The organism is Chryseobacterium gregarium DSM 19109 (assembly GCF_000430845.1).
GTDB classification, from domain to species: Bacteria; Bacteroidota; Bacteroidia; order Flavobacteriales; family Weeksellaceae; genus Chryseobacterium; species Chryseobacterium gregarium.
In genome coordinates this window covers 98,478-123,502 of record NZ_AUMU01000008.1, presented here as the reverse complement: position 1 = coordinate 123,502, position 25,025 = coordinate 98,478, and the positions used below count along the sequence as shown (strand labels likewise).

Annotated in this window: 19 protein-coding genes; 5 read left to right on the top strand and 14 right to left on the bottom strand. The window is 39.8% G+C overall.

Features of this window, described 5'->3' with window-relative positions; translation table 11 throughout:
- Positions 1 to 572 precede the first annotated feature (572 nt).
- From H561_RS0110305 to H561_RS0110295, 3 genes are read left to right on the top strand one after another with little or no spacing between them, the layout of a single operon-like run.
- A complete protein-coding gene (locus H561_RS0110305; RefSeq protein WP_162143027.1) occupies positions 573 to 2,024 on the top strand; it encodes a DUF4836 family protein in 1,452 nt (483 codons plus the stop codon).
- Positions 2,017 to 2,664 carry an ATP-binding cassette domain-containing protein gene (locus H561_RS0110300; RefSeq protein WP_027386920.1) on the top strand — a complete coding sequence of 216 codons (648 nt, stop codon included), beginning with the start codon at positions 2,017 to 2,019 and terminating at the stop codon, positions 2,662 to 2,664. The genes H561_RS0110305 and H561_RS0110300 overlap by 8 nt, the downstream gene beginning before the upstream one ends.
- Before the next feature lie 5 nt (positions 2,665 to 2,669).
- Complete coding sequence (locus tag H561_RS0110295; protein WP_027386919.1) at positions 2,670 to 3,830, top strand: FtsX-like permease family protein; 1,161 nt, start codon at positions 2,670 to 2,672, stop codon at positions 3,828 to 3,830.
- Positions 3,831 to 3,880: 50 nt separating this feature from the next.
- On the opposite strand, the gene H561_RS0110290 is transcribed toward H561_RS0110295, so the two are convergent.
- The 6 genes from H561_RS0110290 to H561_RS0110265 form a co-directional block, all read right to left on the bottom strand.
- Complete coding sequence (locus H561_RS0110290; RefSeq protein WP_027386918.1) at positions 3,881 to 4,381, bottom strand: hypothetical protein; 501 nt, start codon at positions 4,379 to 4,381, stop codon at positions 3,881 to 3,883.
- Between the two features lie 67 nt (positions 4,382 to 4,448).
- On the bottom strand, positions 4,449 to 6,566 hold the full coding sequence (scpA, locus tag H561_RS0110285; RefSeq protein WP_027386917.1) for a methylmalonyl-CoA mutase: 2,118 nt from the start codon (positions 6,564 to 6,566) through the stop codon (positions 4,449 to 4,451).
- 158 nt (positions 6,567 to 6,724) lie between these two features.
- Complete coding sequence (locus H561_RS0110280; protein ID WP_027386916.1) at positions 6,725 to 8,836, bottom strand: prolyl oligopeptidase family serine peptidase; 2,112 nt, start codon at positions 8,834 to 8,836, stop codon at positions 6,725 to 6,727.
- Between the two features lie 207 nt (positions 8,837 to 9,043).
- Positions 9,044 to 10,129 carry a peptide chain release factor 1 gene (prfA, locus tag H561_RS0110275; protein ID WP_027386915.1) on the bottom strand — a complete coding sequence of 362 codons (1,086 nt, stop codon included), beginning with the start codon at positions 10,127 to 10,129 and terminating at the stop codon, positions 9,044 to 9,046.
- 140 nt (positions 10,130 to 10,269) lie between these two features.
- A complete protein-coding gene (locus tag H561_RS0110270; protein WP_027386914.1) occupies positions 10,270 to 13,107 on the bottom strand; it encodes an alpha-amylase family glycosyl hydrolase in 2,838 nt (945 codons plus the stop codon).
- A 209-nt stretch (positions 13,108 to 13,316) separates the two neighbouring features.
- A complete protein-coding gene (locus tag H561_RS0110265) occupies positions 13,317 to 15,386 on the bottom strand; it encodes a T9SS type A sorting domain-containing protein (RefSeq protein WP_027386913.1) in 2,070 nt (689 codons plus the stop codon).
- A 369-nt stretch (positions 15,387 to 15,755) separates the two neighbouring features.
- On the opposite strand from H561_RS0110265, the gene H561_RS0110260 reads away from it, so the two are divergent.
- Positions 15,756 to 16,625 (top strand): helix-turn-helix domain-containing protein, encoded by an 870-nt coding sequence (locus H561_RS0110260; protein WP_027386912.1) that lies wholly within the window; start codon positions 15,756 to 15,758, stop codon positions 16,623 to 16,625.
- Between the two features lie 99 nt (positions 16,626 to 16,724).
- On the opposite strand, the gene H561_RS0110255 is transcribed toward H561_RS0110260, so the two are convergent.
- The 4 genes from H561_RS0110255 to H561_RS0110245 form a co-directional block, all read right to left on the bottom strand.
- Positions 16,725 to 17,018 carry a hypothetical protein gene (locus H561_RS0110255; protein ID WP_027386911.1) on the bottom strand — a complete coding sequence of 98 codons (294 nt, stop codon included), beginning with the start codon at positions 17,016 to 17,018 and terminating at the stop codon, positions 16,725 to 16,727.
- Between the two features lie 112 nt (positions 17,019 to 17,130).
- On the bottom strand, positions 17,131 to 17,253 hold the full coding sequence (locus H561_RS24380) for a hypothetical protein (RefSeq protein ID WP_262486240.1): 123 nt from the start codon (positions 17,251 to 17,253) through the stop codon (positions 17,131 to 17,133).
- 4 nt (positions 17,254 to 17,257) lie between these two features.
- On the bottom strand, positions 17,258 to 18,202 hold the full coding sequence (locus tag H561_RS22355) for a serine hydrolase domain-containing protein (RefSeq protein WP_228372253.1): 945 nt from the start codon (positions 18,200 to 18,202) through the stop codon (positions 17,258 to 17,260).
- Between the two features lie 78 nt (positions 18,203 to 18,280).
- Positions 18,281 to 19,888, bottom strand: coding sequence for a fumarate hydratase (locus H561_RS0110245; RefSeq protein ID WP_027386910.1), 1,608 nt, complete (start codon positions 19,886 to 19,888; stop codon positions 18,281 to 18,283).
- Between the two features lie 276 nt (positions 19,889 to 20,164).
- Between H561_RS0110245 and fumC the strand changes: the two genes are divergently transcribed.
- On the top strand, positions 20,165 to 21,559 hold the full coding sequence (fumC, locus tag H561_RS0110240; protein WP_027386909.1) for a class II fumarate hydratase: 1,395 nt from the start codon (positions 20,165 to 20,167) through the stop codon (positions 21,557 to 21,559).
- Between the two features lie 275 nt (positions 21,560 to 21,834).
- On the opposite strand, the gene H561_RS0110235 is transcribed toward fumC, so the two are convergent.
- From H561_RS0110235 to H561_RS0110220, 4 genes are all read right to left on the bottom strand, one after another.
- Positions 21,835 to 22,875: an outer membrane beta-barrel protein gene (locus H561_RS0110235; protein ID WP_027386908.1), complete on the bottom strand. Its 1,041-nt coding sequence runs from the start codon at positions 22,873 to 22,875 to the stop codon at positions 21,835 to 21,837.
- A 29-nt stretch (positions 22,876 to 22,904) separates the two neighbouring features.
- Positions 22,905 to 23,522 (bottom strand): hypothetical protein, encoded by a 618-nt coding sequence (locus tag H561_RS0110230; RefSeq protein ID WP_027386907.1) that lies wholly within the window; start codon positions 23,520 to 23,522, stop codon positions 22,905 to 22,907.
- A complete protein-coding gene (locus H561_RS0110225; protein ID WP_027386906.1) occupies positions 23,503 to 24,069 on the bottom strand; it encodes an RNA polymerase sigma factor in 567 nt (188 codons plus the stop codon). The genes H561_RS0110230 and H561_RS0110225 overlap by 20 nt, the downstream gene beginning before the upstream one ends.
- A 117-nt stretch (positions 24,070 to 24,186) precedes the next feature.
- Positions 24,187 to 25,002 carry a T9SS-dependent choice-of-anchor J family protein gene (locus H561_RS0110220; protein WP_155845779.1) on the bottom strand — a complete coding sequence of 272 codons (816 nt, stop codon included), beginning with the start codon at positions 25,000 to 25,002 and terminating at the stop codon, positions 24,187 to 24,189.
- Between the last annotated feature and the right edge of the window lie 23 nt (positions 25,003 to 25,025).

The following is a 25,025-nucleotide window of genomic DNA, read 5'->3' as shown; positions in this document are numbered from 1 at the left end:
GATGTAAGACACTAGATTTTAGAAATCTAAAATCAGACTTACACCAATCATTACCAACTAAAATTTTAGTTGATTTTTATTTAGACCTCACAATTTTTAAAAACTGTGAAATTTAGGCTGAGCATTATCATTAGCCCCGATGGAAACGGCATCCTTTTTTTGCATTGGCCTGAATAGCAATGGCAAAAAAAGATACAGTGGACAGCGGGATTAAGCTCCTGATTAAAAATGATTTCGGGGAAACTTGTTTGAGTTTGAAATATTGCGCAACAAAAACCCGAAATCTTATGACTCCTGGTTCTGATATTTCATTATACTGTTATTCTAAGAATGTACCCAACCACGAAGCCTTACCACCATAAGTGGCAAACCGAAAGGAGAATGATGATCTAATCTGAACATTGCTTCGTTGTTTTTAAAAGGGTTAAACTTTATTTCTGGTGCAAATATATAATTTTTTTTTAAAACCAAACTTTAATTTTGGGTTTTTGTTATTTATATTTAAATGGGTTTCGTTCAATACAAAACGTTATATTTGTTTCATATACTTGATAATTATGAAAAACACTTTAATGAAATCGTTATTTTACGTATTTGCATTTGCAGTCCTGTTTTCCTGCAATTCCAACAAGAATAATGAAATTTTAGCGTATACCACAGACACGACTTTGGGACTGTCAAGGGTTAATTTAAACACCATTTCAGAAAAAATTCCTGTTGATAAAATCCTGAAGGAAAAGAAAGACCTCAAAGCTGACGAAAAATTCTTTTTGCAGCTGGTAAGCAAGCCAAAGGAATCCGGTATTGATACGGATAAGCCGCTTTATTTTATTGTTGACCAGGGAAAATCCACGTATAATCCTGATGCAAAAGCATTTTTCTGGATCAGCGACAAAGCAAAATTTCAGAAAAGCATGTCTGACCTTACAAAAAGCAAGGTCAGCATTGACAAAAAGGACTATATTTATGTTGACGGCAAACTGGCAGGCAGCATCAAAGGCGATATGGCCATTATTTCCAGCGAAAAGTCCTATAACCCATATGCGGGTTATGATCCTTATACCGGTTATAATCCGATGAACAGATCAGACACTGCCCCGAAACTCAATGAAAAATATTTCACAGATTTCTGGGGAAGAAAGGGAACTTCAAGCACGGTTATTAAGGATCAGGTAAATCAATCTTTAGCAGATAACAAAGACATCAGCGGCTGGGTAAACCTGTCTGCGGTAGCCAGCTACTTTTCAAAGGGATATATTGAAACCCTTTCCATAAATAAACTGATTAAAGATTCGGGGATCGGTTTTGATTTCAACTTTGATAAGGGAAAAGCTGAAATGGATACCAAAACATTCTTCAATAATGATATGAAGAAAGTCGTGGAAAAGTATTATAATAAAAACACGGTCAACTATGATCTGGTAAAGAATGTTGAACTTGATCATGCAAAATCTTTTACCATAGGATTCTTCAGTTTAGATTTTATGAAATACCTGATAAAAGAAGCCGGTTTTGAAGCTACCGTAAATCATTATCTGGCATCCACCAACAAGACCCTGGAAGATATTACCTCAACCTTTACAGGAGATTATGCTTTTGTTGACTTTAAAACCAAACCGACGGACAGCACGGATTATCTCTACAGGTCCAATAATGCACTGGTATTAGGTTTTAATCCTGATAAAAAAGAAAATCTTGCCTCATTGTTACAGGGGCCTCTCGGGGCGAGCAAAAAATACATGATCGGCAAGAATGAAGTGATCTTCTCTGATGACAATACGGTGATTTATCAGTTCCAGAATAAGAAAGCAGGTAAAAACGCGAAGCTTGATAAAAAGTCAGGGGTTACCGCTTATTCATGGTCTGACGGAAATGATTATAACCAGAAACAGAATGCTGCCGTAAAAGTAACCAATATGGTTAATGAATCTAAAGAAGACGATGGAAACCTGGTTTCTAAAACAGTCTTTACACTGGATAAAAAGGATGAAAATGCATTGTATTATTTGATTATGAATGGATAATATTGTTTTAGAAAGTATTTCGCCAAAGTATTTCACGCCCAGAAATATCGAACAATCTGAAATCTGGAACCGCCATATTGCTTTTCAGAAAGGAAAGAAATTCCTGATCGTTGCGCCTTCCGGAAGCGGGAAGTCTACACTAGCCACCGCTATGCTGGGGACCCATTTTCAGTATGAGGGAAATATAAAGTATGATCAGCAGGCGGTAAAAAACCTTCATCTCGAAAAAATTGTAGAACACAGGAAAGAGGGAATAAGCCTGCTTTTCCAGGATGTGAGATTAATCAAGAACCTTACGATTTCGGAAAATGTCTTACTGCGCGTTTTTGACAAGGACCGGAAAAAATTCATCCCTAAAATGGAAATGTATGCAGAGAGATTAGGAATCAAAAGCCTGCTCAATAAAAAAGCGGAAAACTGTTCATATGGTGAACGGCAAAGGAGTGCTATTGTAAGAAGCCTGATTAATCCGACCGATTTTCTGATCTATGATGAGTGTTTCAGCCACCTGGACTCAGATAATAAAAAAATTGCCTTCTCCCTGATCCATGAAGCATCTCAGGAAAGCGGAAGCTCAGTAATCTTTTTTGAATTGAACGAGTTTCCTTTTGAACACGAATATCAAATTCTTCATTTATAAAGCGTATGAAGAAAATTTTTAACTCAGTGATCCTGTATGCAGGATTATTTATCGCCTTTATTTTAGTGCTGTCCTGCCTGCAGCTGTATGAAAATGCCAACCGGCTTTTTGGGAATAAGAGTAGCGACAGCAATTACTGGCTGACTTTCAGCAAGAAAATCACACCTGATAATATCGGACGGAGAGCACTTCTCGGTTTCAATGAAAACGATATTGCCAAGCTCAAACAGTGGCCGGAGGTAAAAAGCGTGTATCCGTTTTCGGCTAATGAATTCAAAGCTTCTGCAAACGGCGGTGATTTCATCCCTTTTTATACCGATCTGTATTTTGAAGGCGTTGATATAAAAGCAATTGATGTTCCGTTGAACGAAGAAGAATTCCAGGTGAAGGGTGACGAAATCCCGATTATTATTTCGAGAGAATACCTGAACCTCTACAATTACGGCTTTGCCTTAAACCAGGGACTGCCGCAGATCTCAGAAGATTTTGCCAAAAAGATTGAGGTTAACATCAACATTGTTGTCAACAAGCAGAATAAAACGTACCGCGGAAAGATGGTGGGATTGTCAGACAGGATCCATTCCGTGCTGATCCCGAAAAAGTTCCTTGACTCCCTGAACCTGGCAGAAAAGCCACAACTGGCGAATCAGCCTAAGATTTTTAACCGGGTTCTGGTACAGGTAAAAGATTCGGGGGATGAAAGCCTAATTTCAAAAATGAAAGAAAACAATTATGAATCCAACCAGGAAAGCCTGCGTTCTGCCAAGATAAAATCAAAGCTTTTTCTTGTGCTCAACCTTATTGCCTTATTGGGGATTTTCATTTTCGCATTATGCCTGTATATTATCGTCAGCTTTATCAAAATTCAGTTTCTGGAAAAACAGGAGGAAGTATCCATTAAAAACAGCTTAGGATATTCACCTAAAAAAATGGTGAGTGATATCAGCAGACGGTTCTGTATTAATTTAATGATTGTCCTTGCGGTCAGTTTAGCAGTGATTGCAGGAGGGCAATACTTTTTAGCAAAATCAAGTGTTTCCAATGGATTGTTATCCATGTATATCAACCCTTTGCTATGGACAGCGATAATCCTGATCCCAGTATTGGTTTATTTCTTAGTAAAAGAACTGATCTACCGCTGGCTGATCAGATCATGGAAAATATAATAAAAGACCGTCAATGCGACGGTCTTTTTATTTCGTATACTGTTATCTCATTAATCTTCAGAACCCAGACTGTCCATTTCATCATTCATCCCTTTGGTATTATTTGAATGATAAGACCTTTCAGACCCTAAGAAATAAATATTATGTCTTGCCTTGGCAATAATCCCATTGTATTCTTCTTCAGTCATTCCTTCCGGCACATCGGTTTGGTTTTCAGATGGTTTTCTATACACTTCAAGAGCACCGTTTTCGTTCAGCACTGATTTTGCGACTTTAGCCTGTTCCAGACTATCTGCGTAAACAACGATATTATTTCTTCCTATACTGTGCCTGCGATAGGTATCCAGCATTTCTGCATCGTGCGCAAAGGTATATTCAAAGAAACCTTTTGTCTGTTCGTCTTCCTGATAATGATCAGCTGATAAACCGCTTTCAACGCTTGACTTGGAAACAATAATATTTGTTTCGTCAAAGCCTCTCTCTTTTAATTCTTTTTTAATGTCCTCTGTATCCACAGTTACCGGAAATACTGAAATTACTGTATAAGCCATAATATTTTTTTTTATATTGTGGTTAACAGTACAAAAGCCATGCAACTTATGAGGTATTTAAGTTAAATTAATCTAAAAACCTTTTCAGAATATCCACTGCGCACTTCGGTAAATTCGTTCCCGGGCCAAAAATAAAATCGGCACCGTTGGCATATAAAAATTCGTAATCCTGCTGCGGGATCACTCCGCCGACAACGATAGTAATATCATCTGCGCCGAGTTTTTTCAATTCTTCCACCACCTGAGGAACCAGGGTTTTATGGCCTGCCGCCAGAGAAGAAACCCCTAGGATATGAATATCATTCTCTACCGCCTGCCTGGCAACTTCTTCAGGAGTCTGGAACAGTGGGGCAACATCTACATCAAATCCCATATCCGCAAATGCCGTGGCTACCACTTTCGCGCCTCTGTCATGACCGTCCTGACCCATTTTGGCAACCATCAGCCTTGGGCGGCGCCCTTCTTCTTCCTCGAACTTCTCTGTAAGCTCCAGTGCTTTTCCAAAATATTCGTTTTTACCTGCATTCATCGCATATACTCCTGAAATGGTTCTTATATTGGCTTTATATCTGCCGAAACTTTCTTCCATCGCGTCGCTCATTTCACCCAGCGTTACCCTTCTCCGCGCTGCTTCAATGCACAAGGCCAGAAGGTTTCCTTTCCCTGATTTTGCAGATTCCCTGATTTCGTTCAGAATCTGTTCAACAGCATCAGCGTTCCTTTCAGCCTTTATCCTGTTCAGTCTTTCAATCTGTTTTCTGCGGACTTCGGTATTATCGATATCTAAAATTTCAATCTGGCCCTGCTTTAAAACCGATCTGAATGAATTGACCCCGATGATAAATTCTTCACCGCTGTCAATTTTCGCCTGTTTTTTAGCGGCCGCCTCTTCAATTCTCATCTTCGGGATTCCGGCTTCAATCGCTTTGGTCATTCCGCCCTCCTGCTCTACCTCATCGATGTATTTCATGGCTTCTTCAATCATCAGCTGGGTAAGGCTTTCCACCAGATTACTTCCGCCCATAGGATCAACGACATCGCAGATCCCGCTTTCCTGCTGAAGGATAATCTGGGTATTCCTCGCAATTTTTGCTGAATAATCTGTCGGAAGCGCAATGGCTTCATCCAAAGCATTGGTATGCAGGGACTGAGTTCCGCCCAACGCCGAAGACAATGCTTCAATGGCTGTTCTGGTAATATTATTAAATGGTTCCTGCTCTGTTAAAGACCAGCCCGAAGTCTGGGAATGAGTCCTTAAAGCTAATGATTTGGGATTCTGAGGATCAAACTGCTTTAAAAGGGTTGCCCAGATGTATCTTGCCGCCCTCATTTTGGCAATTTCCATAAAATGGTTCATTCCAATAGCCCAGAAAAAGGATAATCTCGGTGCAAAATCATCCACTTTCATTCCGGCCTTTATTCCGGTCCGTACATATTCAAGGCCATCTGCGAGCGTATAGGCCATTTCCAGAACTGGTGTAGCACCTGCTTCCTGCATGTGATATCCTGAAATGGAAATGGAATTGAATTTCGGAATATGCCTGGAAGTATATTCAAAAATATCGGCGATGATCTTCATCGAAGGTGCCGGCGGATAAATATAGGTATTCCTTACCATGAATTCTTTGAGAATATCATTCTGGATGGTTCCCGAAAGCAATTCCTGGGAAACGCCCTGCTCTTCTGCCGCTACAATATAGAACGATAAAACAGGCAGAACGGCTCCGTTCATCGTCATGGAAACCGAAATCTGGTCTAACGGAATTTCATTGAATAGAATTTTCATGTCCTCTACAGAATCAATGGCAACTCCTGCTTTCCCGACATCACCAACCACCCTTGCATGATCGGAATCATAGCCTCTGTGCGTTGCCAGGTCGAAAGCTACAGAAAGTCCTTTCTGTCCTGCCGCCAGATTTCTTCTGTAAAAAGCATTGGATTCCTCCGCTGTTGAAAATCCCGCATACTGACGGACGGTCCAGGGTTTCTGAACATACATGGTAGAGTATGGCCCCCGCAGATAAGGTGCTATGCCCGGAGAAGTCTGTGTTAAGGATTCATCTTTAATATCTTCTTTTTTATACGAAGATTTTAATTGCAGTCCGTCTTTCTCAAACTGGTAGATTTCCAATGTTTTCCCGGTTATGTTAAATTGAGGAGTTTTATTCTGAACGTCCCGTCTCATACTGGCAGATTTATTATACGGCTAAAATTACACATTTTTGAGATAATAATTTTACGTTAATTTTCTCAAGAAAAAGGCGGAATTGCACTCGTGCAATTCCGCCCCTATAGATTTCAAGGATTGATCCCAACATTATCATTAAGATCAACGACCGTTCATTATTTTCCCAATTTCTTAATCCCCATTTCAAACAACGCAAAAGAGATAAGATCTGCATTTTCGCTGATTACCTGATCGGTTGCCCTTCCTGCTCCATGGCCTGCATTTTTTTCAATTCTTAATAAAACCGGATTATTGCAGGCCTGTTTTTCCTGCAGTTCTGCACCGAATTTAAAGGAATGCGCCGGAACTACCCTGTCATCATGATCACTTGTGATAATCATGGTTGAAGGATAGCAGGTTCCTGCCTTCACATTATGAACCGGAGAATAAGATTTTAAATATTCAAACATCTCTTTGCTGTCTTCTGCTGTTCCGTAATCATAAGACCAGCCTGCTCCGGCTGTAAATTTGTTGTACCTCAGCATATCCAGAACGCCAACTCCCGGAAAGGCCACTCTTGCCAAATCAGGACGCATGGTCATGGTGGCACCTACCAGCAATCCGCCATTCGACCTTCCGGAAAGTGCCATGTATTCTTTTGAAGTATAGCCCTTAGCCTGCAGATATTCTCCGGCTGCGATGAAATCATTGAAGACGTTTTTCTTATCCATTTTCGTTCCCGCATCATGCCATTTTTTCCCGTATTCACCACCCCCGCGGATGTTGGGAACCGCATAAATTCCTCCGTTTTCCATCCAGATGGCATTGACTACGGAGAAAGCTGGCTGCAGGCTGATATTAAAACCTCCGTAAGAATATAAGATTGTTGGGTTTTTACCGTCAAGTTTCGTCCCTTTTTTATAATTGATCATCATCGGGATTTTTGTCCCGTCTTTTGAAGTGTAGAACACCTGCTCTGAAATATAATTTTCAGGATTAAACTTTACTTTAGGCTTCTGATACACTTCTGAGGTTCCCGTATCTGCATTGAATTTATAGGTGGTTCCCGGTGTGATATAGTTGCTGAAAGAATAATACATCTCTTTTTCTTTTTCCTTGCCGCCGAACCCTGAAACATTCCCTTTTCCGGGAAGGGAGATCTCTCTTATTAATTTCCCTGTTTTATCGTATTGCTTCACCTGATCGATGGCATCGACCATATAAGTTGCGAAGAAATAACCGCCGCCGCCTGAGATAGCCAACACGTTTTCAGTCTGGGGAATGACATCCTTCCAGGTTTCAGGAGACGGATTTTTGATCGTCGTTTTTACCAGACGCATATTCGGGGCATCTTTATCCGTAAAAATGAAAATATCATCTCCCTGGGTATCAACAACACTGGCATTGATATCAAATCCTTTATTGATCTGAATAAAATCACCTCCGTTCTTTAAGTCTTTAATATACAGTTCATTTCCATTGGTGGCATTGGCTGCTGAAATAATTAAATACCGCTGATCTTCGGAAACTCCCGCGCCAAGATATCTTCTGGGCGTTTTGTCTCCTCCGAAAACCAATTGGTCAGCGGATTGTTTTGTCCCTAATTTATGGAAATATACTTTGTGCTTATCTGTCATTCCAGAGAGTACGGTTCCTTCTTTCGGCTTATCATAGCTTGAATAGTAGAACCCTTCATCTCCCTGCCAGGAAATCCCGCTGAATTTTACATCTGACAGCGTTTCGTCGATCTGTTTTTTAGAAACGGCATCGATGATAATGATTTTGTTCCAGTCGCTTCCGCCTTCTGAAATGGAATAGGCTGCCAGGTTTCCTTTTTTATTAAATGACAATTGGGCAAGCGAGGTGGTTCCCTTTTCTGAAAACTTATTGGGATCGAGAAAAACTTCCGTAGCTTTTGTTTTATTGTTTGTTCTATATAAAACGGATTGTGCCTGCAGTCCGTCGTTTTTATAATAATAAGTATAATCTCCTTCCTTGAAAGGTGCCGATATTTTTTCATAATTCCAGATGTCTCTCAGCTGATTTTTAATCTGATCCCTGAAAGGAATTTTTGAAAGATAATTCTGGCTGTATGTCACTTCTTCATCTACCCATTTTTTAGTAGGTTCGGAATCATTTTCCAAATCTCTGTACGGATCTGCCACGGCAGTTCCGAAATAGGTATCGCTTTGGTTTCCTTTTACGGCTTTAGGATAATTCATTTTCTGAGAATAAAAAGTTGCTGAAAACAAGACTCCAGCGGTTAATAGGACAGGTTTGAAATTCATTGTGATGGATTTTCTCAAAAATACGTAAAGTTGAGGGAATAAAAAAAGTGTTTCAGAACCAAGTACGATTAGCTGAGAGAAAATGATCTTTAATCCTTTAAAGTTTCCGATACATTTTTATCCATTTCATTTCTAAAAATTACCAGGACTGAAAAACGAAAAAAGCTCCTGATTTCTCAGAAGCTTCAAATCTTTTAAAAAGAAAAATTAATAATTTTCCTCTTCCCCTTTCATTTTCTCGGCATTTTCAGCCATGATTACAGCATCGATCATTTCGGAAATGTCACCATTCATATACGCATCCAGATTGTACATCGATTTGTTGATTCTGTGATCAGTAACCCTTCCTTGCGGATAATTGTAGGTTTTAATCTTTGCGGAACGATCGCCGGTAGAAACCATTGATTTACGCTGTGCCGCAATATCCCCTACGGATTTCTGAACTTCAATATCATATAGTTTGGTACGAAGCATTTCCATGGCCAATTCACGGTTGGCCAGCTGAGAACGGGCCTGCTGACAGATAACTACCATTCCGGAAGGTTTGTGCGTCAGCTGTACCTTGGTTTCAACCTTGTTTACATTTTGTCCACCCGCACCGCCTGAACGTGAAGTCTGCATTTCGATATCGGCAGGGTTTAATTCAAAATCAATTTCTTCCGCTTCCGGTAAAACGGCAACGGTAATCGCCGAAGTGTGGACCCTGCCCTGGGATTCGGTTTCCGGGACACGCTGCACCCGGTGAACTCCGGATTCGAATTTCATAATTCCGTATACGCCTTCTCCTTCCACTTTTAAGATCAGTTCTTTGTAGCCTTTAGCCGCTTCGTTGGAATCAGTAATTTCGTGCTTCCATCCTTTGGTTTTAAAAAACATAGAATATGCTCTGTATACATCTTCCACAAAAATAGCGGCTTCATCACCACCGGTTCCGGCGCGGAGTTCCACAATCACGTTTTTATCATCGGCAGGGTCTTTAGGGATCAAAAGAACTTTCAATTCTTCTTCCAGTCCCGGAAGTTTGCCCTGAGCTTCCATTTTTTCTTCTTTGGCCATATCCACCAGGTCTCTGTCTGAACCGTCTGCAATGATTTCTTCAGATTCTGCAATATTGTCCAAAGCATTTTTATATTGATCGTAAACCCGTACAATTTTTCCTAAATCGCTGTATTCTTTATTTAATGAAGAATATTTTTTCTGATCAGAAATAATATCAGGCTGAATAATAAGGTCTGCCACCTCATTATATCTCTGTTTTATCGCTTCTAATTTTGGAATTAATGATTTAGACATAGTAAAAATTTAGTTGGCAAAGATACGGATTGATCAGTAACAAAAAAAGCCCATTTTCATGAGCTTTTGGAAATTTAATCTGATCTTCAGCTTAATGCTGAATTATTTTAAAATAAAGTTAAGTATTACTTTTAAATACATTACTGAACAATCATTTTCTGGATCGCTGTTCCGGTATCGGATTTTAAATGAACCAGATAAGTCCCTGCCGGATAATTTACCTTAAAATCATAGGTTCCATCTTCATTGTTTAATTTAAATGAATCCAGCTTTTTACCGCTCAGTTCATAGATAAGAATTTCTCCGTTTTTAGCTTTGTGGTAAATGAATTTTGCCCATCCGTTTCTCACCGGGTTATCTGCAACCTGAAGTGACAGCCTGCCGGATGCATTTTCATCAACTGTTGATAACGATCCTGCATAATTTCCGAAAATTCTGAATTCCCCCGGCTGAAGCGTAACCGGATTTGTTGTTGAGGTGATATTTGAAACAGAGTTATCAATCAAGTTCTGCCACTGGCCCGTGTAAGGAAAATAAGGAACTATATTTTGTACTGACGTGGAATAATTGGCCAGGACTACAACATTTTTCACTCCGACAGTTAAGAGATTGTCATAGACATAGATTCTTGTGATTAAACCGTTCGGATTATTAGAAAGATTATTGGATTCAATCGTATAGGTTTTTGATCTGAAAACGGGATAGGTATTCCTGATATTAATGATTTTTGCCCAGGTATCATATACCGATTTCCTGTTAACATCACTATCATATCCCAAATTAAAGGCAACCGGCTTTTCATCTGTCCTGCATGCATTATTAATTGATCCGTCTGCGCAGCGGTTGATGCTGAATTCATATCCCAGTTCGCCAAACTGCCAGATCATTTTCGGGCCGGGAATGGTAAAAAAGGTTGCTCCGAAAGCTTTCATTCTTTCTAAAGCTGTATTTAAATTCTTAACATCATAACTTCCGTTTACCACACCGTAAGCAAGATTTTTAAACATAAGCCTTTCTTCATCATGGCTTTCACCATATCCTACGGCATGCATATTTGTAAAACCGTGAAGCGTATGGTTCATCCTGTCAAAATTGCTATTTTCCTTATATCCCATGGTATTCTGGTTATATGATCCGTTCTGGTTGTTCCAAAGCATTACTCCTTTTCCCTCTGCAATCCTGTAATTGGCCCACTGCTGTTCTTCCTGATCGGTTCCCAAATGTTCAAAAATCATATAAGAATCAGGATCAATTGCCCATTGTTTATCTGCATAATTTTTTAAGATATCTACCCGGTCCTGCTGGTAGGCATTGGTACAGGTTTCATCGGTTTCAGAACAGTTTTGGGTAAACCCTTTTGTCAAATCCCAGCGGAAGCCGTCAATTTTATATTCTGTCAGCCATTGCTGAAGGCACCTTTCCACATAATATTGTGTGGAAGGACTTGTATGGTTGAAATCATTAAATACATTATACGAATGCTTGGGAACAGTATTAAAATAAGGATTGTTTGCCGCTACATTTCCGTACCCGTCGCCATCGGGGTCCACATTCCAAAGCCTTGCCAATGGTGAGCGTCCTGTGGCATGGTTAAAAGCGACATCCAAAATCACGGCAATTCCGTTCTGGTGGCACAGATCAACGAATTCCTTAAACTTTTCCGGGGTACCGTAAGCTTTGTCCAGTGCATAATGGAAAGAGGTATTGTAGCCCCACGAAAGGTTTCCTTCAAATTCCATGATCGGCATCAGTTCGATCGCATTGATATTCAACCCTTTTAAATACCCGATTTTATTGATTAACGACTGCCAGTTTTTTCCCTGTGTAAAATCCCTCAGCAATAATTCATACACTACCAGGTTTTCTTTTGTGGGACGCTGGAAGTTATTTACCTGCCAGATGTAAGGAGCCTGCCCTGTCTTAAACATAGAAACCTCAAAACCCTGTCCTGAAGGAAACGCTGGCAGATTCGGATATGTTGCTGATGAGATATACTGATCATCATAAGATGATAAGATCTGCGGAGAATAAGGGTCTGCCACTTTTTTAAGATCATTGGTCCTGTATTGGAAAGTATAGATCTGTTGCGGTGTTAATCCGCTCAGTTCAATCCAGTATAAATCCGGGTTTGCAGTATCTCTTTTCATCAGGTAAGCATCATTTACACTCCAGTTGTTAAAACTTCCGATGACATGAACAAAGTTTTTAGCCGGCGCATACAAGGCCAAGCCTACTTTTGTATTGTCTGACGGATGATAATTAATCCCCTGTCTGATCCAGCCTGGTACTGCTTCAGAAACTACAGTTCTCGGCACTTGCAAAGTAAATGCTGAGGTTTTTGAAGTTGAGCCCTGGGTAGCAACCAGTTCCATATCAGCATCCCCTGTAACGGTATAAGTGTAGGCATATGAAGTTGCAGGAACTGTTGTGGAATGTACAATCGTTCCGTTAGCTTTTAACTGAAATATTGCATTTACATTGGTTGAAGCTGTAATATTAATGGAATTTCCTGCCGGTACTGATGTGAGACTCCCAGCCGCCGGACTGGTCAGATCAAGATTGAGAACGCCGACGTTCACAAAAATATCGGGTGAAGTCTGATGGCTTCCTGTTTTATCCTTCAGCAGGAAACCGAATCTTCCGATCCCGGTCCTGGCATAGAAAACAGTGGGTGTAAAGGTTAAAGAATAGGTATCTGTTGCGGAATTATAATTTAATCTATTGGCTTCATTTGAACTGTTCCAGCTTCCATTGGTCGGACAATCCTGACTGTTCTGGTAGTTGACATCAAATGACCATGACCAGATATACACTGCATTGGTTGAAATGCCCCACGCCGCTTCATCAATCAGGCTTCCCGGTACCGTCAGTGTAATAGCATCTGTTTCATTAAAAGGGTTAGGGGTTATGGTATAAGTTATCTGGCCGAAGATCAATGTGATGACAAATAGAAATATACCGGAATAGAATTTTTTCATAAAGCGGATTTAGTTAAACTAAAATACTCCATTTCTGACAATTTTTCTCCCTTTTCATAAAAAGATCAGCCTTAGGCTATGAGATTTTTTATACCTCTTAATTTCATATCTGTAAGAAGCATATGGCGCGGGACTTTGTCCCGCGCCATATGTTAATAAACCGGCTTCAATAATGGCTGATTTCTTACATCATTTATGATGAATCAGAATTAATTTTTAATCACCTTTTCAGATAAAGTCCTGCCGTTCGTGAACTTTAATTCCACAATATACATCCCATTGGCAAGACCCTGCATTTGAATCTGATGATCAGAAAACGGAACCGATATTTTCTGTCCTGCAACATTGCTTACAGTTACGCTTTCAACGGATGCATCTGTTCTGATATGCAACATTCCATTGGTAGGATTCGGATATATTCTGACAGGTTTAATGGTAAGGGTATTTTCAGAAGTGGACAATCCGGTGATATCCCTGATGCACCTTACTGATTCGCCCTGCCCTCTCGGAGCCCCTGAACCTGCATTGGCAATAGAAGAACCTATATATAAATATTTCCCTCCGGAATTTGCGGTATCGGAACTCCAGTAATACCCTCTTGCACCGACATAGGTAAATACGCCATTGGTATTGCTTCTGTATCCTGCGGCAGAGAGCTTTAGTGTACTGGCATAAGCTGAAGCAGGGTTGCCGATTCCTTCAGCCGTTATCAGGCCTGCCCAGTCTGCTTGTGAAGGCAACCTCCAGCCCTGCCCGATGGATCTGCACGGATCTGCTCCGATTGCCGAAGTAATGTTTAATGCAGATACGGCATTCCAGGCATCGCTGGTCGCATTGGTGGCCCACCATGATCCTGAACCTGACCCTAATATAAATGCATCGGTTCCTGCTAATCCGTCAGGGGAATTTACGGATGGGGCTGCGCCAGTAGCTGAATTTCTCAGTTGATGGCCATCATCCCATCTTCCCCACTGGAAAAGATCTCCATAAGAATTGCTGTCATCAAAAGAGGCAGCCACCTGGGTACTTCCCAGATTCTGCTGAAGCCATATTTTCCCGTCTGCTCCCCGTACGGTTTTATAAGCTACAGGCTGGCCTCTGTAGCTGAACTTTACACAGCCCAGATCGCCGGTATTATTTCCCGGATCAGTATTGTTACATTCCGGAGTAAGAGGCATCCTTTTTACTTTTGTGCCATCCTGCGAATAGGCCAATACCAGATAATTATTGGTATGGTCTACCGCAAGGTCATTAAACTTTGCTTCTCCGTCTGAGATAAAGCTTCCTCCAAAAGTACCCCAAGTATTCGTAACGGCATCCAACCGATAGACTGTATTCCTTGAAAAATCATCATTTTCCCAACGGCTTGCCACCACATAAGGGATTCCTTCAGAAGTAACTGCAATTGCTACATGCTGTACTTTACCTGTAGAGAAATTGGCATTGCCGAGTTGTATCCAGTTTGTTCCATTAAATTTTTTCACGTTGAGCTTTTGCCCGTTCGCCGAATTGGAAACATAGGCTACATAGAGATTATTACTGGCATCAATAGCAATGTCAGAATTAAACTGTTCGCTGGAAGATGCGACGTCTACGATACTTCCCCCTACCAATGACCAGTTGTCCGAAGAGGTTGCCGTTGTGGCATTTTCATAAACCCTTACTCCGCCTGATACATTGCAGGTATATATTTTATTGTTGGTCCCGATGACCATTTCTGCGAAAACAGACCCGCCGGAAAATCCGGTATTGCCCACCTGTTCCCAGGCTCCGTTACCATACCGCTGAACGGTTCCTGTATTCTGGCTGGAAAAAGCGAACAGAGTATTGGCCGGAGATACTGCAGAAGCATGATAATTAATGGAGGTATGGAAAGCATCCGGCAGCTGGTTCCATGAAGTTCCGTCGAACTTACGCACTCCCATCCCGGCACCAGGCCAACCGATCTGATTGGTATAATAAATATTCCCGGCACCATCGACTGACAATGAATTATAAGTTGCCATATCTGTGGTGATGCCGGCACTGCCTCCCACATAACCCCATGAATTTCCATCAAACATCTGCACAGAACCCTTTCCAACAGAAACATCATAATAGGAAATATAATATTTCCCGTTATTCACGACCAGATTATTGTATCCGGTTCCTGCTGCAGAGACCGTCTGCAGGCCCCCGACGCTTTCCCATTGCTGGGCCTGTATAAAACCTCCTGCTAAAATAAGCAGGCCTATACCTGTGCCAATTTTCTTACCTGTAAAACATAATTTTTTAAACATACCTGAGACTATTTTTTAATAAGTTTTTTAATTTTTTCTCCAATTTTTATGTTCCCGAATTTTGGCGAAACTGGATTTTCGATCTTTACTTTTTATAATTAAATGATACATCCTTATTTACAGAGACACTTTTCAGATCTGACAGAATGTATATTGGGATATTATATCATGTGAAGAGCTGGAGCCTGCTACGCTTGGCCGGCAGAAAATGGAAAGAGTGATTCAACATTATATTATTTTTATTTATTCTAAATTATAATTAACTTTGCGCAAAAGTAACAGCCTTATTTAATTTGAAGTTATCATTTCCAAATTTTCTGTTATCCCAGACTGAGTTTTATTTAAATAATAATATTGTGTACCCTTATTATGAAGAGCCAATCCGGTAAAGGATTATTGTTCAGGTCCGAAGACATTGAAATTGTAATGCAGGAAGAGCTGTATCCTGAGAAACTCTCAAAGGCCAATATGATTGAAAGCGAATCAAGCTTCAACCTGCTTTTTATACTGAGTCCGAAGGTGAGTCTTACAGCCAGAGACTGCGGAAGAACATTTTTATTTGAAAAAAACCAATATATTCTCCATTATAGCACGCAGGAAAGCAATGCTGAACTATGGACGGAACATCCGGAATCTTTAAGATATTTTCATATTCAGATCAATTACAGCTATATTCTCCATCTTATCGATCCTAAATTCAGTAAAGAGAATGCAGACCTTTTTGAAAGTATGGTCCGGAACCGTTATATTTTCCTTCATAAGGAAAGCCCGCCCTATATGACGGTGGAAATGCACATGATTCTGAAGGAAGTTATAACCTATTCTAAGAAAGGTGCGATGCAGAAATTGTTTGTTGAAGCCAAAATCATTAAACTCCTGATCCTTATTTTCGAACAGTTCAATGAAAAAAACACCGTAAAAAAAATGCCTGAGATCCCTTCAACAATCAAAAGATTTGTGGATGAAAATTACCACATGAGCATCAGGGTTGAGGAAATAGGAAAAAAAATAGGCATTAACCAGAATACCATCAGAAAAGAATTTAAAGCTCAGTACAACATGACCGTGAGCGATTATATTGCAGAATTAAGGATGCTTAAAGCCAAAAAGCTGATCATTAACAAAGAACTGATGATCAAAGAAATTGCCATAGAGTGCGGCTATGAATATGTACAGAATTTCACCAGAGCCTTCAAAAAGAAATTCGGTGTTTCGCCTGAAAAATTAAGAAATGAATGAATAACAAAAAACCACTTAAACAATAAGTGGTTTATATATGTTGTTTTGCTTTGATATTGCTTTCTCAGAATTCAGGTGAGAAAACAATGACAAAATCAATTAATGATGATGTCCGTGACTGTCGTGGCTGTGATCGTGAATAAACGGACCATGGCCTTTAGGCTCATTGAAAATTACTTCTGCGCCTTCCTGCTCGTATACCATTTTACTTCTGACATCTTCAGGATCGAAAGGTTTTACTTTCCCGAAATATTCTTTTAAGCCTTCAGTTAACCATAAAGGGATGACGAAACCGAAGAACATAAAAATACACCAGAATCCTACAAGGAACATTACAATAAAGAATACGGTCCAAAGGAACTGGTAAAACGGCCAAAATGCTGATAAAATCATTATCATTTCTTAAAGATTTTAGGCAAAAATAGGACTTTTTATTATTTTACACAAAAGATATACATCCTATTTTATTATTTATTTTGATTTTAAACTAATTAAGGTAGCTATTTTATTTTTTCGCTTCCTTTAAAAAAGTTTTTGCCATATCTTTTACAATCTGTGTCGGGGAATGGCAGTCACAATTGCTGAACCCGATAACATAAATATCCTCATCCGGTATATAAACACCCATGGATTTAAACCCGAAAATACTTCCGCCATGCTCCCTGGTCGGGAACTCCGTTGGTATCTTTCAGATGCCAGCCATACCCATAGGTAAATTCTGTTCCGCTGTTAAGTTTGTATCGGGTAAAAGCTTTTTCAGTGTGTTCTGCATCAAGAATAAGATTTTTATTGATGGCATTCTGCCATTTCACCATATCTTCTACGGTAGACATCAGAGATCCAGAAGCAAACGGAATACTGAAACTGATGATCGTTTTATTGACATAACCGTCACTCTTCTGATGGTAGCCGTATGCTCTGCTGTTCTTAATAACTTTCCTGTCGCTGGCATAATAAGAATGGTCCATCCCGGCTTTACGGAAAATATTTTCACGGATAAAATCTTCATATTTAGCGCCTGAAACCAGTTCGATGATGTATCCCAGCAGCACATATCCCGAATTATTATAGTCGAATTTCTCTCCCGGCTTAAAATCTACAGTTTCATTTTTAAAGAAATCTACCATTGCTTTGGGTGACATCTCTTTCTGGGCGATTTCCGAAAGTGATTTCATCTTCGTAAAATCCTTTATTCCGGAAGTATGCGTAAGCAGCTGGTGAATGGTAATGGAGTGGCCGGAAGGATAATCCGGAATGTATTTGGAAACAGGATCGCTGACCTTCAGCCTGCCCTGTGATTCCAGGATCAGAACGGCTATTGCCGTGAACTGTTTGGTCATGGAACCGATCTGAAAAATATTATCCGAAGTCATATTGACATCCAGTTCCAGATTGGCTTTTCCGAACGCCTTTTCATAAACGGTTTTGCCCTTTTTCGAAATAAGGAAAACTCCGCCCGGACCGTTTTGATCATTGAACTCAGTCTGTATAAGACTGTCTATTTTTTGATTGAGCTGCGCATAGGATGGGCTAAAAACACAAACACTCAGGAATAAGGCTAATAGAAAATCTTTCATAATTACTAATTTGTACTGCAAAAGTACACCTTAAAAAAGTACCATGCAATACAAAGTAGTAAATATTTTATAATGTTTTTAGTGTGCTAGATCTGCAAAGAAATCATTTCCTTTATCATCGGTAATAATAAATGCCGGAAAGTCTTTTACCTCTATTTTTCTTACCGCTTCCATCCCCAGTTCAGGAAAATCCACGACCTCAACCGAAACGATATTGTCTTTAGCCAAAATTGCTGCCGGTCCGCCGATTGATCCTAAATAGAATCCTCCGTATGTATTGCAGGCATTGGTAACGTCTGCTGTCCTGTTCCCTTTTGCCAGCATTACCATGCTTCCTCCGTGACTCTGGAATTCATTAACATAAACATCCATCCTTCCGGCCGTTGTAGGTCCGAAACTCCCCGAAGCCATTCCATCCGGTGTTTTTGCCGGTCCGGCATAATAAATCGGATGGTTTTTGAAATACTCCGGCATCGGTTGTCCGCTGTCTAAAAGTTCTTTGATTTTTGCGTGGGCAATATCTCTTGCCACAATCAGTGTTCCATTCAGCTTTAGCCTTGTTTTGATCGGATATTTTGAAAGCTCTGCCAAAATTTCAGACATCGGCTGGTTCAGATTAATTTCGACAGCCTCTTCCAGGTGCGGCGGCGTACTGGGTAAAAACCTTTTCGGGTTCTGTTCCAGCTGTTCAAGGAAGATTCCTTCTCTGGTAATTTTTGCTTTGATATTCCGGTCTGCTGAACAAGAGACTCCCATTCCTACCGGGCAGGAAGCGGCATGCCGCGGAAGCCTGATCACCCGTACATCATGCGTAAGGTATTTACCGCCAAACTGTGCACCTATTGAACTTTCTTCGCAGATTTTCTGGATTCTCGCTTCCCATTCCAGGTCCCTGAATGCCTGTCCGGCCTCATTTCCTTCTGTCGGAAGATGATCATAATATTTTGCCGATGCTTTTTTTACGGCAGCCAGGTTGGCTTCTGCAGAAGTCCCGCCGATCACCAAAGCCAGATGATAAGGCGGACAGGCCGCTGTTCCCAGGTCTGAGATCCTTTCTTTTACGAAAGCTTCAAGAGACTTTTCGTTCAGTAAAGATTTCGTTTTTTGGTACAGGAATGTTTTATTGGCAGAACCTCCGCCTTTTGTCAGGAATAAAAACTCATAGTAATCTCCTTTTTTAGCATAAATATCAATCTGCGCCGGAAGGTTTGACCCTGAATTCTTTTCATCAAACATGGTTAAAGGCACCACCTGGGAATACCTTAAATTCCTTTTCTGATAAGTATTGTAAATCCCTCTGCTTAAATATTCGCCGTCATCAACTCCAGTATATACATTTTCACCTTTCTTTCCCATCACAATTGCGGTCCCGGTATCCTGGCAGGACGGCAAGGCTCCTTCCGCCGCTACCGCCGCATTCTGTAACAGGTTGTAAGCAACAAACCGGTCATTATCCGTAGCCTCAGGATCATCAATAATCCTTTTCAGGCTGGCCAAGTGGGTAGAACGGAGCATGAAAGAAACATCGGCCATGGCTTCTTCCGCCAGCAGTTCAAGGCCTTTCGGGTCAATGGTTAAAATTTCTCTTTCTCCTAACTGCTCAACCTTCACATAGTCTGAAGTTAATTTCCGGTACACCGTATCATCTTTCTGAATCGGGTACGGATCCTGGTATCTAAATTCCATTTGATTTTCTTTGGGTGCAAAAATAAAACTTCGTGAAAAATGCATGAGCAAAATCAGTCATTTGATAGATATTTATAATGATTATAAATTGTGAGGTTGTAAGTTTATGAGTATTTTTATAAAACTATTTTTAGCAGCAAAGAAATAAAAATCTTAAGTCAAAATTTGTTAAGTGTATTTGATTCGGCAAATCATAATAATCTTAATCAGAATTCAGACTGGCTTTAGTCGCTTTTCCGGCTGACAATTAATAAGAGATTTAAAATTTAAATTATAATGAATTACAGAATAGAGAAAGATACCATGGGGGAAGTGCAGGTTCCTGCAGATAAATTTTGGGGCGCACAGACAGAACGTTCGAGAAACAATTTCAAAATCGGGCCGGAAGGTTCCATGCCACAGGAAATCATTGAAGCTTTTGCCTATTTAAAGAAAGCGGCAGCCTTTACCAACACTGATCTGGGAGTTCTTCCGGCTGAAAAAAGGGATATGATTGCTACAGTCTGTGACGAAATCCTAGAAGGAAAATTAAATGACCAGTTTCCTCTGGTGATCTGGCAAACTGGTTCCGGAACGCAATCCAATATGAATGTGAATGAAGTGGTTTCAAACAGAGCCCACGTCAACAACGGCGGTACTTTAGGCGATAAATCTGAGATTCATCCCAATGATGATGTGAACAAATCCCAGTCTTCCAATGACACCTATCCGACAGCGATGCATATTGCGGCCTATAAAAAAGTGGTTGAGGTTACTATCCCGGCCGTTGAAAAACTGAGGGATACTCTGGCAGAAAAAACGGAAGCCTTTAAAAATATCGTTAAAATCGGAAGAACCCATTTAATGGATGCTACTCCGCTGACTTTAGGCCAGGAGTTTTCAGGGTATGTTGCCCAGTTAAATTACGGGATCAAAGCTTTAAAAAATACATTGCCTCACCTTTCCGAGCTTGCCTTAGGGGGAACGGCAGTTGGAACCGGATTGAATACGCCGCAGGGTTATGATGTGAAAGTAGCTGAATATATCGCCAAGTTCACAGATCTTCCTTTTTTAACGGCAGAAAATAAATTTGAAGCGCTGGCTGCTCACGACGCGATCGTAGAGTCTCACGGTGCCCTGAAGCAAATCGCTGTTTCTTTATATAAAATTGCTCAGGACATCAGGTTGCTGGCTTCAGGGCCACGTTCGGGAATCGGCGAAATTAATATCCCAGAAAATGAGCCGGGCTCCTCCATCATGCCCGGAAAAGTAAACCCTACACAAAACGAAGCCATGACCATGGTGTGCGCCCAGGTGTTAGGAAATGACACAACGATCTCATTTGCAGGAACCCAGGGAAATTATGAACTGAATGTTTTCAAACCCGTAATGGCTTACAATTTCCTGCAGTCTGCCCAGCTGATTGCGGATGCCTGTATTTCATTTAACGATCACTGTGCAGTAGGCATTGAGCCCAACCATGAAAGAATCAAAGAACTGGTTGACAAATCTTTAATGCTGGTAACGGCTTTAAACACGCATATCGGTTACGAAAATGCCGCAAAAATTGCAAAAACAGCTCACAAAAACGGAACAACCCTGAAAGAAGAAGCCATCAATCTTGGATTTGTAACGGCTGAACAATTCGATGAATGGGTAAAACCTGAAGATATGGTGGGAAGTTTAAAATAAGAAAATTAGATTTTAACTGTTAAATATTGAATGAAAAACGCCGGGAATTTCTCGGCGTTTTTTGTATAAATATGAATACTAAGCATTTTTATCAGAGCCTCTTTAAATTTTTCATTGAAGCTTTATAAAACTTTAAAGCTTAATTTTCAATTCTATTCCTACTGATCTTTTAAATTTTTTAAATTTAAATGCAGATAAAAATCATCATGATAATAATCTGAGAAGAAATTATGAATAAATTAAAAAAAGACTTTTAATATTAGCTAAACGCCATTCTACCACCAAAGGGCCACACCAAAAACCAGGGCTTTATCATTTTCAAAATGATAATCTTTAAAGAAATTGTTCAAATCTTTTTTCACGAATATACTGAAATCATTATACGAAACGGTAAACTGACCTCCGTAAATAAAAGGATTCACCTGATAGTTTTCTCTTCCCCTATCACTGATTCCTTCTCCTTTTATGATATTATTGGTCGCCATTTTTACACCTCCGTAAACATTTGCGCCAACTTTGAACCCTTTGCTGTAATCCCTGTACTGAATATCCATTCCGGCATTTTTGATCTTAGAAAAATTGTATTGCAAACCTAGAGGGACCACAATATAACCGGTTCTCAATTTACTCTTACTTAAATTCTTCTCAAAATCTGCCAGATAAACATCAGCGTTTGCATCTTTTGCAAAATACATATTATTGTCCAGGTTCAAAGTTCTCCAGGAAAAACCGATTCCTGAAATTAACCCCCACGGACTTGTTCGTCCAAACTGATAATTAAATTTCAAACCAAATTCAAAATTCCCTGCATATCCTAAATTTTTATCAAGCTTGTTATCGGCTTTGCTGTTTGGAAGATTCATAATTCCATAGGAAATATATCCTTCAAGGTTCTTCGTCGGCCTGAACTTTTTAAGCAGTTTTTCTTTCAGTTCTTCATTAGAGGTGACATCAGAATTAAGAAGTGAATATCTTACCTGCTTTTGAATCACTGCGTCGAGATCAAATCCCAACTCTTCGATTCTCCGGTCTATTTTTTCTGAAAACCGGTCTGCAACAATTGACTTCTGCTTATCAAATTCGCTTTTATCAAGGTTTTTTGCCTGAAGAATAAGCAATTCTGCTTCCATCAGCTTTCTTTCTTCCTGGATAATGGCATCAATTTTTTTGGCGTATTCATCCACTTTTTCTTTTACTATCGGGCTCACTTGCGTGTCTTCTTTTGGCTGAAGATTCACTTTATTAAAATTCTTTTGCGAGTAAACAGTGCCGGATAACAGGCATACCAATCCCATCAGGATAAATTTCTTGATCATATTATAAGTTTTAATTGTTAAAAAATGTATTATTTCCCGTTCAGATCAATGGCAGCAACATTGCTTTGTTTTGTTTTTTCGATAACGTCTTTATGTTCCACTGAAAAAAGCAGTGTGGAAGGATCCACATATCTTTTCCTTTTTACCGAGCCTTTTGCGGAATCTGCCTGGGCGATACTTTTTTCTGCCGGAACTTGTGAAATATCCGGTAATGCTTCAGAAGGATTTTCTTTAATTAAAGGCAATTCTTCTTTCTCCTGAATAATGATCCGGGGATTTCCAGCAATCTCTTTTTTTTCAGGAGAACTGCTTTCTGTTGTTACAGATTCTTTTTGATCTTGTCTGAGCAAATCCGGAGATTCTGTATCGGATCTTTTTATACTTTCCTGAATTTTTGAACCGTTAGTTTCAGCAACAATTTCCGGTTTTACAATCGTATTTTCTTTTTTATTAAAAACCAGAATAGTGCCCAAACTGAATATTAAAACCACACAGGCAGCAACTAAAAACCAGTTGATTTTTGTTTTTGGAGAATTTCCTTTTGACTGCAATTCAATTTCAGACCATAAATCTCTTGAAGGTGTTATTTCCCTTTCATTGATCTGTTTTTTGATCTGGTATTCCATATTATTTTTGGTAGTGCTCATTTTTTACGGCTTCTTGTTGTTGAAAATAAATTTTTCTCATTTTTTCTTTTGCCCTGAATAACTGGGTTTTGCTTACTGCTGTTGAAATCTGTAATGCATCAGCAATTTCCTGATGCGAGTACTCTTCCAGAACATATAAATTAAAAACCATTCTGTAATTATCCGGCAGCTGGTCCAGCAGCTGCTGTGCGTTAAAATCAAAACTTACTTCTTCCTCATGGATTTCTTCCAGATAAGACGGACTCACCTCATCGAGGTAAAAAACCGTTTTATGACTTTTAATAAAGTTCAGGCATTCATTGACTACTACCCTTCTGGTCCAGCCGTCAAAGCTGCCTTCTTCACGGAAGCTTTCTATATTTTTGAAAATTTTACAGAATGCTTTGATAAGGCAGTCTTCAGCCTGATACAGGTCACTGATATAACTTCTGCTTATACTCAGGAATTTCTTTACATTCTGATCATAAAAGATTTTCTGTGCAGCCGGATCCTGCTTTTTCAGGCGGCTCAACAAATCATCCTTTTTATTTCCGAACAAAAGCTTCATAATTATTGTTTCTATTACTAAGACAAAGAAATAGAGAAAAAGTTACAGCTGTACAGCATTTTTTTGAAATTTTATATATGCATTAAAAAAGCTCCTGAAATTCAGAAGCTTTAGGTTTTATTGTTTTATAATTTTTTTCCTGACCGTTAACGTATCGCTATTAATCATGAGCATATAAGTTCCTTTTGGAAGATCTGACAGGTCATAGGCATCTGATTTTTGCCTGAAAGTTTTTACTGCTTTCCCCGACATATCAACTACTGAAATGACCGATCCGGGTTTCAAATCCGGTTTGATGTAAAAATTGTCTTTTACAGGATTGGGATAGATTTCAACTGCATCCTGAAACGAAACATCTGATGTTGATAAAAGGTCTGAAGAAATCAGAACATCATCCACCACCACACCATAAGAATAATCTCCGGCATCATCATAAACGAACCTGAGCCGGAAATCAGCATTTATATAAGGGGTTAAGTCAATATTTGTTGCCTCTGCATAAGCATCAACATAAAATACAAAAGTATCAGGATCCAGTCCCCAGTCTCCCGCCTCACCGGAAAAAGTAAATAACTGTATCCAGGAAGCTCCGTTAAAGACCTCAACCTTTAGGATAGAATCGTCATTATAAATCATGTTGGCATATTTAAATGACAGCCTGGGATTTACAGCTCCTGTAAGGTTAATGATAGGCGAAGTCAAGGTTGCATTGGAATTAATACCATCTTCACCTGCATTATCATCGTCAAAATACGCTGCACCGTCCGGAAACGTTGCAAAACTATTTTCCGTTCCCACTCCCCAGTTTTCTGAGGTGTCCGCATTATCGGCTGTCCATCCGGAAGGCATTGTTCCGGTGTTAAAATTTTCAGAAAATACCTGTGCCTGACTTAATCCGGCAGCGAATACTAGTAAAAATAAATGTTTTTTCATAGGTTTTTGATTTATTGGTACCC